Origin of the sequence: Gordonia malaquae (assembly GCF_037148075.1) — a bacterium.
GTDB classification, from domain to species: domain Bacteria; phylum Actinomycetota; class Actinomycetes; order Mycobacteriales; family Mycobacteriaceae; genus Gordonia; species Gordonia malaquae.
Genome location: NZ_JBBCUB010000004.1, coordinates 240,216 through 252,743, shown reverse-complemented (window position 1 = coordinate 252,743; position 12,528 = coordinate 240,216). Strand labels below are relative to the sequence as shown.

Here is a 12,528-nt window from a genome sequence, read left to right as displayed (position 1 = left end):
ATGAACGCTCGGATGACCAACCCCGTGATGCTGCTGCCCGACCTGTTCAACGGGATGAACGAGATCGGAAAGGCGATCGCTGCGACCGGTCTGCCGCAAGACCTCTGCGAGATGGTGAACATGCGCGCCAGCCAGATCAACGGCTGCTCGACATGCATGGACGGACACTGGCGGATCGCCCGCAAGCTCGGCGTCAGCGACGAGAAGCTGTTCGCGGTCGGCGCCTGGCACGACATGCCGTACTTCTCCGACGCCGAGCGCATCGCGTTGGAGATGACCGACGAACTCACCCGCCTCGCCGACAACCCGACGGCCGTCTCCGACGATCTGTGGGACCGCGCCGCCGACGAGTTCGACGAAGCTCAGCTCGCCGCGCTCGTCGTCGCGATCGCCAACATCAACATGTACAACCGCATCAACCACGCAACCCGCCAGGTCGGGGGTTCGTGGAAGCCGTGAACCTCTCGGGATGCTCCTCGGCGAGGCGCATCGCTGACTGAACGGCCTTCCGGAGTGCAAGAGTCGCCTGCAACTGACGTTCCCTGCCGGCGACGATCGCCGGGCCGTGGGTCGGGCAGTTCTCTGTCTCGTTCCACTTCGCGTTGCACGCGATGTGCACGTCGAGCCACTCTCGTTCGTGGCGCCGGATCTCGTCGAGTTCCGCTTCGAAAGTGAACAGGTGCCGAGGGAGTCGCTGAGCTCGGACATACGCGAGGGCCTTGGCGGCCTTCGACGCGTCGCGGGACCACGCACGAGCCTCGCCGAGGTTCACTTCTGCGGTCTCGGGGTCGGTTCTGAGCGCTTCCAACGCGCCTGCACTCCATGCTCGGTCCTGTTCCACGCTCAGGCCTGCAGCCTCGGCCAACGCCTCGGGGTCGTTTCCGAAGAGAAAAGCGCGTTCGGCGACCGTCACCGGCTCGTCGAGGGTGTCCAAGTGAAGGAGGCAGAGCTGGCTGATACTCAAACCGTGAATCTGACGAGTGCCTGACGATTGGAGTTCCGCCGGGCGGTCAGCATCCGACTGTGAGGAACCCGAAGGAGTGTTCATGACCGGAACCGTAGCGCCGGCCTACGACAGATTCGGTGGTAGACACAATTGCCCGGTTGTACTCGATCGCACCGGGTTCGACTGACCACGAGGAGCGATCGTGAAACACGCACTGGCCCTGGACGATCCGCGATGGGCGACGCTGACCCACCGCGCAGGAGTCGGACCGACAGATGAGATCGACATTGCGGCCGAACTCGCGGTGCTTCTCGCGGATCCGACTGATGACGAGCGCATCCAGGATCTCTGGCCATACCTGGCGTCGGAGGGATCAACGTGGGATTCCGCGTACGCCGCTCTTCCATATCTGGTCGAGATCATGGCGCGATGGGCCCCAGCGGACCGCGGCGAACTGCTCAGCGTCGTGGGAATCATCCTCACGGGAGGGTCTGACGACGACGTGCCCGCGGACCTCGAGGTCGGCTACCGCGCGTCCCTCGCTGCGGTGTACCCCTTGCTCGGCGAAGCGATCCCATTCATCACCCCAGCTGACCTGCCGTGGGTCCTCGGCACTATCGCGGCTCTTCGCGGAAATCGGGAACTAGCGGAAGTGCTTCAGGAACCCGAGTCTGTCGAGGCGACATGCGATGAATGTGGCGCCGACGTTCATGTCGAGGTGCCGGGGCTGTCGTGAGGCACCGGAATCCTCACCTCGGTATCCCTGCGGAAGCACGGTCGCGTTGACGTCGAAACGAGGATGTTAAGTTTACCGTCAGCCCAGCTCCGCCTTGGTGAACGAAACAGCGACGGAGTGGCCGCGCGTCACGGAAGGTGACTGACGTCCGGGTCTGACGGGGCCCGAGAATATGCGGCAGGCACGGCTGTCAGCCATGTCGGATGCCTGATCCGGGAATCCCCGACGGGATGAGCCTGATCCACTGGCGGGTCGGAGTTGCCCGCGCTGCGGTGAGGCCCGGTTTGCGGCCGCGGAACGCGTCGCTGCAGTTGTCGCAGAGCCGTTTCGGCTGGCCGACGGTCCAGCACTTCTTCCGGCAGTTCTGGCACGTGAACTCGATTCGGTGAGCGAGCGGGCGAGCAGTCCGTCGTCGGCGACGCGCGTCCGATGCCGGCTGAACGACGACGATCGGAGTGCTCGGTGACTTCTTCTTGGGCTTGCGTTTCTGTGGTTCCCACAAGGCGTCACGCTTGGCGATCAGGTCCGCCAGGCGCCGGCGACTACCGGCGTTGAGCTCGTTCGGGAGGCCACGCGCGCGGACCGCCACGATCTGGGTGCAGAGGTTCCGGTACTGCGCATGACGCGGATGTGCAGGGTCGGTCAAAGGTATCGACATGGCCTTCTCCTTCGGACGTCTGACGACGATGAATCAGAAGTTATGTGACACCACCGACATTTCCGTCGCGCTCGAATCGTTCGGCATGAATCTCGGTGCTCGCCCCGGAGGACGGCGATGTCCGAGAACTCGCGCGTACCCAGTCGTCGGTGTCCTTCGATCGGACGTACTCGCTGCGCTGGCTTCCGTCTCGCTGAGAAGCCGGTCAGACTCTTTCGGTGGACTTCACGGAGATCGCCGGTTATCGGATCGTACGCCAGCTCGGCGCTGGTGGCATGGGGCAGGTGTTCCTCGCGGAGCACCCTCGTCTGCCGCGTATGGATGCGCTCAAGCTCCTCGATGCGGGAGTGACGCGCAGCGATGACTTCAAAGCACGGTTCGTGCGCGAGGCGGACATGCTCGCGAAGCTCAGTCACCCGAACATCGTCACGCCTTACGACCGGGGCGAATTCGAGGGACGACTCTGGATCGCGATGGAGTACGTCGACGGGACTGACGCCGCCGAGCTCGTGAAGGAGCACGGTCCGCTCGACGTAAACCTTGTTCTCCAACTCGTCGACGGTGCTGGATCAGCGCTCGACTACGTCTGGCGTAAAGAACGAGTCACGCATCGCGACGTCAAACCCGCGAACATCCTGGTCGGCATCGACGATGGACAGGTCGAGTCAGTGAAGCTCGCGGACTTCGGAATTGCCAAAGCAGTCGGCGAGGGCACGGCACTGACGTCGACCGGGATGACGGTCGGCACGATGCAGTATGTGTCGCCCGAAGCGATCGAGGGCCACGAGCTCGACAATCGAGCCGACATCTATTCGCTCGCCTGCACTGCGTTCCATCTGCTTGCCGGGACTCCTCCGTTCGACGGTCCCTCGATCACAGCGCTGCTTTCGGCCCACCTCACCAAGACACCGCCGCGGATCAGCGAGGTGGCACCGCATCTGCCGGAGGCGTTGGACAGCGTCTTTGCGCGTGCACTCGCCAAGAATCCGAACGATCGGTACTCGACGTGCGCCGAACTTGTGAGTGCAGTGCGGAACGCATTGAGCGGGATAGCGGAGTCTGCGTACGCGGGGACAATGTCCGTGCCGGTCATGCCTGCCCCGACCGCCGATCAGAAGCGTCGAACGAGTGTGTTGGCCGTGGTGGCAACACTTTTAGCGATCTCCGTGGTGGCGGGTGCAGGGTATGCGGTCTACCAGGCTCGAGGAAGCAGTGACGACGTTGCAGTCCCGGCAACGTTGGCCAGCCGGACGCAGACAACGACGGTGCCGCGCGTGACCACGACAACGACGGCGGTTCCGGAGCCCACCTGGACTCCGGAAGTGACAGTGGAAACGACGGCAGAGACACCTGTGGTACGAGGGCATGCCGTGCTCTTCGGCTGAGTTCAACACCGAGAATGCCGACGGGACCCTGTACTGTAGTGCCCTCGAAGGGGCGTGGACAGACAAGACGCACCAGAGTCGAGGCGCTGTGGAGCAGGGATCCGAATGCTCTGAGCCGGGCGCGCGAGCTCGAATCTCGAGGACGGAAGCGATTGCCACCTGCAGCCAAGACTCTTCGGGCGGATACTCCTGGCAGTACTGATCAGCGTCGCGCTTGCTATAAACAGGGTGTGCACGGATAAGTGCCTGGGTCCTGTCCGCCTGGATCGTGGTGCGTAACGGAAGTCCGGTGAAGCACATTCAAGGAGGCGACCAAATGTCGCATAGACCTTCGCTATCTATCGAATCGTTCCGTGGCGGCCGCTGCTTTCTGTCGAACTTCTACGACATCGAGTCGCGACGTCCGAAGGGGAGTTCAACGCTTGAAGTCGACGGACCCGGACGAGCAGCAGTTTGTGCTCGCAGCGGTGACGCCGAGCGAGGCCAAAGCCGTGGACGTGCTGTCGCGTTGCGTCGGACTGGGACAACTGCATGCGCGTCCGCCCGATGCAGGGCATTCTGAAATACAAGTTCGGCTCGCCGGAGATACGTGGCCTGCTGCTCTCGACCGGCAGCGCTCCGCTCTGGCCACGGAAGGAAACCCCGGGCGCTTCACTGCTTCTCGGACGTGACGTCGGGCGTATGGTCGGCATCGAGCATCGTCTGTCGGGTCCACACGGGTATCGACTTGGAGCCGACGCCGAGCTTGGGCCCGATCGCCTGGACACGCTGCGTGCGCGGATCGGTATTCGTCGAGGTGGTCGAGGACCATCTTCACCGCTCGCTCGTGCTGCTCGGTGGGGTAACGCTTGGGTATGGTCTGGATCTTTCACAAAACAGGAAGCGGGCCACTTACCCGGGACGGTTCACTACGACATCGGGTCACGTGGCCTATCAGGCTGTGCCACCGCTCTCGTACGGTTGATCGTCGAGAGGCATTGTTCTCGCTCGCTCAGAAGTTCGGCCCGAGCAGCTGACCAGATCGGCTCAGAAATCCAATGACTCCAGGAGTCCATTCTGAATCTCTTGCGGCAGTGGTAGCTGGCGACCAGAATTACTACTGGACCCAAAACGAGCATTGATGCAAATAGCCAAACCACTGTTATGATGAACGGTATCGAACCCTCGTTGGATTCGATGGCGAGGGACGTTGTCGCCATGCTGAGAAATGCCAAGAATAACAATAAGGTTACGGTTGGCACATGGAATCTGCGAAGTCGATGCTGCTCGGCTTTGAAATTCGCCCAGCGGCTACCTTCCGACATCAATGTGGCCACGCTCGCGGTGAACGCCATGGAGTATATTGCTGCAAGCCTTGCTGCGGCTTTCCATATCGCACTCTGATCGTCGATCGCTATAAACACGACAATGCTCAAACCTGGAACAGTGGCCAATATGGCACTCAGGGCCGCCGCCGAGATTAAGTGCTTCAATTGTTCCCTGCGATACAAGAAGACTGTTCCGATAGGGAGACGCTCCAGTCGCATGTCGACCGAGACTAGATTGTCGGACGCGATCTTCGAATCGAAGGCCATCTGATAGGTGTAGCGTGTGTTCTTTGTTGTTGTGCGCGACAATAGTAGTGACAAGCCCGCGATTGCGGTGCACATTATCGCGGAAACCTGGCCGGCTCCGGACTGAACTGCGACTATCCATGATGCTGCTGCGGCATATATGGCGACGGCGCCCGCCATCATAGCTGCGTGACTGATTGACGACATCCAGGACTCGCTCGCGGCTTCTGCAGACTCCAGGTCTCGGAGCCGGTCACTGCGTGGATCGACGGTTCTGCGTGGTCGAACGATAACTGATCCTGATGGAATTCGCGAGACCTGCTGACTTTCGCGGGGGCTGCTCTGAGAATTCCTATTGGCGTTCTTGATCACGTCGGCGACTGTTATTGTGGCGACGACTGCGAGCATTCCAATGCAAACTGACAAGCACTCGGACCCCGTTGTTGTTTTGCCTATGTCATTCCACAACTCGCGCCAGGATCGGTATCCTATGTACTCGACATAGATGCTTGTGAGGACTAGAATGAATGATAGTCCTGCGGTCGAAATTAGATTGCGTCGAGTTTCCTTGACGGCCGCGTTGTATGCGCTCGCCCTCCTAGCTGTTGCGGCATCCAGTTCAGGCACTCGGCGAGAGTATCATGGTGGCTTTATGATTGTCTGGACCATCGGCGGCCTGGTCTCACTTGATATGAGAGTTCAGGAGTCGCATCCGCGTCGATGCTTCGTTCGTATGGAAGGGTCGGGAGCCAGAGTCCCTGACAAGTCGTGTTTCATGCGGTCGGGACTATTGTGGCTCTTCAGATCTGAGAGTGCGTAGGTGAGTTTCGGGTCGAGCGTGGACGACCACAACATGTAGGCGGGTCCTGGGTGTGAAGATGGAAGTTCCTACACACCCAGATTCACACAACCAGGACCCATGAACGAGCCTACTTGTGCTGCTGCTGACATGATCTGCCGAACCACCGAACTCGGCGTCACGATCACCGGAGCGGCCGTCGATATCGACGACCGGACTCACATCTTCTACCAGATCCTGGCCCCTGCCCGGCACTGTCCCGGCTGCAACATCGCTGGTCAACTGCGTGATCATGTTGATCGGGTCTTCACTGATGTCCCGGCCGCGGGGCGGCCAGTTCTGCTGCACGTGGCGGTGCCGCGGCACCTCTGCGGCACCGCCGATTGCCCGACGATCGTCTTTCGCGCCGATATCAGTCATCTCGCGGCGCCCCGAGCGGTGATGACCCGCCGGACCGGGCGGTGGATCCTGCAACGCATCGCGATCGACAAGATGAGCGTGGCTGCAGTCGCCGCACAGCTCGGTGTCAGTTGGAAGACCGTCAACACCGTCGCGGTCGAATCAGCCCGCGCTCTGGTCTACGACGGCGGCCACCTCGATGGTGTACGGCACCTCGGCGTGGATGAGCACAAGTGGAAACACATTCGAGGACAAGGTGATTCGGGATGGGCGACAGTCCTGATCGACCTCACCCCGTCGTCGACGGGAGTGGCCCGGCGCGTCTGCTCGACATGATCGCCGGCCGATCCAAGATGGTCCTCAAGACGTGGATGGCCGCCCGGGACCAGCGGTTCCGGGATCGGGTGAAGGTGGTGGCGATGGACGGGTTCACCGGCTATAAGACCGCCACTGCCGAGGAGCTCCCCGATGCGCGGATCGTGATGGACCCGTTTCATGTTGTGCGTTTGGCCCGAGAGAAGCTCGACCGGTGTCGTACCCGGGTCCAGCAGGACACGTGTGGGCACCGAGGCCGCAGCGGCGACCCGCTCTAGATACTCGCCGTCGTGTCTAACGATCTTACGGCCGTCCGCCAACGAGTTCGTCCAATGCTGATTTCCGCACTAGCAGAATTCTGACGAATTTAGATCGGCGCAAGCTGACTTAGAGAGCTGTCGTTTCGAGTACTTTTCGATCCACGTTGGACTCGTTCTGCGAACGTAGAGTAGGGCAGAGAAGACTGCAAGTGGAATGGCTATCGACGTGCAAACTATTAGCCATGTCGACATGGCTAAAAGTTCGTTCTCAGTCCTCGTCACAGTATGCCAGATTGGTATCAGTGTGGCGAGAAATACTCCTGCGAGCAAGATTTGCGCCAACGTGGTGGCTATCCGAGCTCTTCTGCGGGCTCTCGCGCCGATTGTCTTGCAGCGTTGAATACGATCCTTCTTGAGTTCTTCGATACTCTGAAGATTGGACGCAGATTCTGTTTCGAGTCTGGAAATCGTTTCGACGTACTCCCGCTCTTTGTCCACTAGCTGGGAGTATTCAAGAGAGCGCTTTCGATTGGTTTCGTCGCGTTCGATCAACGCCTCGAATGATTCGAGTTTCAGGGCTTCTACCTGGGCATTGAGCGGGGACGAGATCTCCTCCCGAATTCGGGAAAGAACGTCGTTTGGAGATATGTTCTTTGATAGCGCATCTGACCCGAGTGTCTCGTGCATAAAGGCGTCTCGTCCGATGCTTGTTTCACGAAGAATGACAGCATTATCGGCCGATATTTCACCGCTGTTCTCCAGTAAGTTGATCTCCTCAAGATATTTCCGCCAGAGCGTGGGTGGCGGTTGCATCCCGGCAAAGGCGCTTGCCAGAACGATATCTCGAGGCGCGTCTTCGCTGAGTCCGGGTCGGCGGATCCATAGAGTGCTCGCAACTTCCTCTGTCGTCATCGCAAGGGGGACCTTGCTGCTGGCGACATCTCTCGAGGCTCGTGCCAATCCATCGTTGTGCGTAACGAGTACGGCACGACATCGTTCAAATGTGCTAGGCCTCGCCCCTTGTCGCATTCGATGAATAGCGGAGATGGATCGCACGTCATGGACGAGTGCCTTCTCCTGTGAGTACCGAACCTTCTCTTGAATCTTCTCCTCGAGCAGATTCTCATCAAGTCCGTACTCGAGATACCCATCGGGAGATTCTAATATGTCCAGTCCGATACCTGAGACTAGGTCCTCTGGGTTTGCGCGTAGCAAAGCAATATCAGCCGGAGATGCGTTGATGCTCACGAAATGTGCTAGTCCGCGACTAGCGTGAATTCGTCGTGAGGTTGGGCTGCGTAGGGAGTACTCGATACTCTCCAGAATGCCATCCAACTCGGATAGCGAGTGGCGGAAAATGCAAAGACGTGCACCTTGTTCGCGCGCCATTCTCAATACGCTTATCATCGCATCTCTCGATTCCTTCCCGTGAAATCCAAGAGTATCCATAAGTACGGGTGAATCTAGAACAATAGTAACCTTCTGGAGCTGTTCATTCATGGTTGAGGTATCAATCTCAAGAACTGAAGCGAGCATGGCGCCCTTGGCGGCCTCGATGACGTACGAGAACCGAAGTTGATCATGTCGGCCCAGGTGGCTGAAGTAGGATGCGACGATGTAGTCCAGTTCCGATTCGGACTCATCGATTCTGGGTTGCGAATCGCCGAGGCTAGAACCAACTATTCGAACAGCGTGGATGTCGAAGAATCTCGCCAACGACTGACTTAGATCGCGAGTTGTCAATTTGCTATGCTTGGGAAATGCGTTTTCGATATATGTCGCAAAATGCTCGACGAGTTCTCTTTGCCGTGCTTGGTACTGGGTGACCTCCTGGCTCAGGTCTGGTAGTTTCTTCATCGCCTCTGATGTAAGACGAACGGAGTTTCCGGTGATTCTTTCTGTGAATCCTCTCCTGGTGGTTCTCTTTAGGATTCTAGGGAGGACTAGTGTCGGAATATGGAGACCAAAACTATCGCGAACCCGCGCTGAGATTTCGGGAGTTTCGACCTCGGTTTCGTTGGATTCTGCAATGGCGGCGAGTACAAATGGGAAGAAGTTGTCCAGATAGCTCGAAGCCTGAGCATTGAAGTTTGCTTTCAAAATTGCGTACCCGACTAGTGCGGATCCGGGCGTCTGCATCATTTTCGATGCCTCCTTTAGGGAATATTTTGAATGCCCTGTCAGGTGGGTCCCTGGAGCATCAAATTGCTATTGCTGAACCTTACGATCAGTTTTCCGATCGTAGGGTTCAGGGGTGGTTCGCATTTGAATTGGGTGCAGGCTTAGATCATCATTGATCGGATTCAATAGTTCGGGCGAATTCGGTTGGCCCGAAGGATGCCTGGCATGCGATGTTGTCTATTGAGCAACCAGTAGTTGCCGATAGATTCGAGGAAGTATGGCAGACAGCAGGTCTTCCTTCAGTTCCTGCTTGTTGATGATCTGCTTCGAGAGGTCGTCGGACGATGACATTGCACCGATCACTGCGTTGATGAACGCCATGTCGATATCAGGGCTCGCAGAGAACTGCTCGAGCGAGTTGTTCTGAGCCTGCTGTTGCAGCACCTCGGATTCGAGGAGGCGCTTCTCGATGTGGGAGACGACGGCCCGCACCGACGAGGCAGGGTGATCGCCGGAGAACCGGTCGTTGATTTTGGCGATGACCTCGTTGAACTCAACCATGTCGGGGTCGTTGACGGTTCCGGTACCTCGGTCGTTCGACGGATCAAGAGGGACTCCACTGTCGAGTGCGGTGTTCTGTTCGGCCTGCTTATGGTGTCCCAGATACTCGATCGTCACTGCAGACAGGTCTATTGGCTCCTGCTTCTCGCCGCCGGCGAGCTGGGGTGCGAGCAGCTTCAAGTAGATGGAGAGCTTCTCGAGCCAGGAGCTTTCGTAGTCGAACAGCTGTGACAGGAACTCGTATTGGCGGATGTAGGTGCCGACGTCCTTGCGGAAGAGTTCGAGTTCGTCGATCGCGCTGGTGTCGGACGAATCGACGCCCTCGCGCATCCGAACGGCGAATCTGTCTGCTGCGGGCGAGATCCACTTGGTGAGGGCGTTGTTGCCCTTGTTCGCGAGGTAGTCGTCGACGAGCCCGTTGACTTCGGACGCTTCGTAGATCCCCATCACGGAAAGTTTGCGTTCCGTGTCGTGCACGATGTTCGGATCGCTGACGTCCGAGAGAGTCGTCGCCTGATAGTACGGAGAAAAGGCATCGACGATGTCGGCTGGCTCGTTCGCGAAGTCGAGTACGAACGTCTGGTCTTTCAACGGCGCGTAGGTCCGGTTCAACCGAGACAGAGTCTGGACGGCCTGGACGCCCCCGAGCTTCTTATCCACGTACATCGCGACGAGCTTGGGCTGGTCGAACCCGGTCTGGAACTTGTTGGCCACCAGCATCAGCTGGAACTCATCGGTGGCGAACGCATCACGCAGGTCGCGGCCCTTGAGCCCTGGGTTCATGCTGGCTTCAGTGAACGGCTCGTCGGATCCCGATTCGGGGTCGTTGACTTCGCCGGAGAACGCGACCAGCGCCGCGATATCGGTGTACCCGTGCTCGCGAACGTACCTGTCGAATGCCAGCTTGTAACGAGCGGCAGCCTTACGAGAACTCGTAACGACCATGGCCTTGGCATGGCCGTCCAGGCGCCAAGCGACGTTCGAGCGGAAATGCTCGATGATGATCTGCACCTTCTGCTCGATGTTCGTCGGGTGCAGTTTTACCCAGTTCATCACCGACTTCACTGCGGCAGCACGATCGACCAAGTCGTTGGATACTGCGGTTTCGCTGCCGCCGACGGCGACGGTCCCGTCGGTCGTGTCGCTGGTCGTGTACGTGGTGCCGTTGTGTGAGAGCCGAAATGCAGTCTTGTACGGCGTGTAGTTGCGAAGGACGTCGAGGATGAAGCCCTCGTCGATCGCCTGCTGCATCGAGTAGAGGTGGAACGGACGAGGGAACCCGTCATCACCTGGACGACCGAACAGCTCGAGCGTGGTGGCCTTGGGCGTGGCGGTAAACGCGAAGAACGAGATGTTGCCCGCGTCGGCGCGCGCCTTGGTCTCGGCGGCGAGAATGTCCTCGGCCGCGACCTGGCCACCTTCCTTCACGTCGGCTAGTTCGCTCCGCGAGAGGACCTGCTTGAGTTTGTTCGACGCACCACCTGTCTGCGAGGAGTGAGCTTCGTCAGCGATGATCGCAAAGCTCTTACCCTGCAGACTGGAGCGGTCGGCGATCGCATCCAGCGCGTAGGGGAACGTCTGGATGGTGACGATGATGATGTGGGTACCGGACTCGAGCGCGTCGGCGAGCTCGGACGACTTCGACCCCGACAGTCCGTCGATGTGGGCGACGACGCCGCTGGTGCGGTTGATCTGGTGGATCGCCTCCTGCAGCTGCGCGTCGAGCACAGTACGGTCCGTGACGACGATGACTGACGAGAACACCTTCTGGTCGCCCGTGTCATAGAGGCTCGACAGCCGTTGGGCGAGCCACGAGATCGAGTTCGTCTTTCCCGACCCGGCCGAGTGCTGGATCAAGTACTTATGGCCCGGGCCCTCGGTGCGAGCCGCGTCGACGAGGCGGGTCACAGCCTCCCACTGGTGGTAGCGCGGGAACAGCAGGGTTTCGCGGCGCGACTTCTTCCCGGTGTCGGGATCGCGTGTCTCGGTGACCTCCAGATGCATGAATCGCTCGAGGATATCCAGGATCGTGTCGCGCTGCAGGATCTTCTCCCACAGGTAAGACGATGGAGATCCGGTCGCATTCGGCGGATTACCGGCGTGGTGGTTGTTGCCCCGGTTGAACGGTAGGAAGCGGGTCTTGGCACCGGCGAGGCGGGTGGTCATGTGGACTTCGTTGTTCGACACGGCGAAGTGCACGAGCGCGCGGGTCGCAAACCCCAAGAGAAGCTCGCCCTTGGGGAGCCGGTCCTTCTTGTATTGTTCGATCGCGTGCTGAACCGACTGAGTGAAGTCGGTCTTCAACTCGGCGGTCGCGACGGGGACCCCATTGACGAAGAACACCAGGTCGATGGCCTTCTTGGGATTCACCGTCGAGTAGTGGACCTGGCGCATGGCCCGCAGCCGGACTGCGCCGTACTTGGCGGCCGTGGTCGCGTTCAGTCCTGAGCTCGGTTTGAACTGGCACATCGAGAACTGGGCGTTGAAGTCGCTGAATCCACGACGAAGGACGGCAAGAGTGCCGCCGTCGACCTTCAGATCGGCCGACAGTGATTTCGCAAGCCTCTGCAGGATCGCGGCCTTTGCCTTCTCCTGCGCGGGGACGGGCGCATCGGGCTTTACACGCTTGGCCCAGTCGTCCGGCTGGGTCTCGGCGAGCCATCCGAACACGTCCTCGGGGTAAAGCGCCAGCTCGCGATCGTAGCCGGAGTCGTCTGGAGAGTAGAGCCAACCTGATGCAGCGAGGTGCTCGCAGATCTCCTCTTCGAGGACCACCTCGTGGTGTTGGGGCACGG

Annotated in this window: 8 protein-coding genes and 1 pseudogene; 4 read left to right on the top strand and 5 right to left on the bottom strand. The window is 59.5% G+C overall.

Annotated elements, in window-relative coordinates; translation table 11 throughout:
- On the top strand, positions 1-459 hold the full coding sequence (locus tag WFK36_RS15570) for a carboxymuconolactone decarboxylase family protein (protein ID WP_336792765.1): 459 nt from the start codon (positions 1-3) through the stop codon (positions 457-459).
- On the opposite strand, the gene WFK36_RS15565 is transcribed toward WFK36_RS15570, so the two are convergent.
- On the bottom strand, positions 416-1,048 hold the full coding sequence (locus tag WFK36_RS15565) for a hypothetical protein (RefSeq protein WP_336792764.1): 633 nt from the start codon (positions 1,046-1,048) through the stop codon (positions 416-418). The two genes, WFK36_RS15570 and WFK36_RS15565, sit on opposite strands and share 44 nt — an antisense overlap.
- Before the next feature lie 100 nt (positions 1,049-1,148).
- On the opposite strand from WFK36_RS15565, the gene WFK36_RS15560 reads away from it, so the two are divergent.
- The gene (locus WFK36_RS15560; protein ID WP_336792762.1) at positions 1,149-1,682 is read left to right on the top strand and encodes a hypothetical protein; all 534 of its coding nucleotides are present in this window, start codon (positions 1,149-1,151) and stop codon (positions 1,680-1,682) included.
- A gap of 190 nt (positions 1,683-1,872) precedes the next feature.
- Here the strand turns inward: WFK36_RS15560 and WFK36_RS15555 are convergent, their stop codons facing one another.
- Positions 1,873-2,340: a hypothetical protein gene (locus WFK36_RS15555; protein ID WP_336792761.1), complete on the bottom strand. Its 468-nt coding sequence runs from the start codon at positions 2,338-2,340 to the stop codon at positions 1,873-1,875.
- A 218-nt stretch (positions 2,341-2,558) separates the two neighbouring features.
- Here WFK36_RS15555 and WFK36_RS15550 point away from each other — a divergent pair, with 218 nt between their 5' ends.
- On the top strand, positions 2,559-3,725 hold the full coding sequence (locus tag WFK36_RS15550) for a serine/threonine-protein kinase (RefSeq protein ID WP_336792760.1): 1,167 nt from the start codon (positions 2,559-2,561) through the stop codon (positions 3,723-3,725).
- 908 nt (positions 3,726-4,633) lie between these two features.
- On the opposite strand, the gene WFK36_RS15545 is transcribed toward WFK36_RS15550, so the two are convergent.
- A complete protein-coding gene (locus WFK36_RS15545) occupies positions 4,634-5,905 on the bottom strand; it encodes a hypothetical protein (protein ID WP_336792759.1) in 1,272 nt (423 codons plus the stop codon).
- Positions 5,906-6,197: 292 nt separating this feature from the next.
- Between WFK36_RS15545 and WFK36_RS15540 the strand changes: the two are divergent.
- Positions 6,198-7,066 (top strand): annotated as a pseudogene (locus WFK36_RS15540) (ISL3 family transposase); the annotation flags it as partial.
- Positions 7,067-7,138: 72 nt separating this feature from the next.
- Here the strand turns inward: WFK36_RS15540 and WFK36_RS15535 are convergent.
- Together WFK36_RS15535 and WFK36_RS15530 are read right to left on the bottom strand one after the other, a co-directional pair.
- Positions 7,139-9,193: a hypothetical protein gene (locus WFK36_RS15535; RefSeq protein ID WP_336792758.1), complete on the bottom strand. Its 2,055-nt coding sequence runs from the start codon at positions 9,191-9,193 to the stop codon at positions 7,139-7,141.
- Between the two features lie 216 nt (positions 9,194-9,409).
- Complete coding sequence (locus WFK36_RS15530; protein WP_336792756.1) at positions 9,410-12,526, bottom strand: type I restriction endonuclease subunit R; 3,117 nt, start codon at positions 12,524-12,526, stop codon at positions 9,410-9,412.
- Between the last annotated feature and the right edge of the window lie 2 nt (positions 12,527-12,528).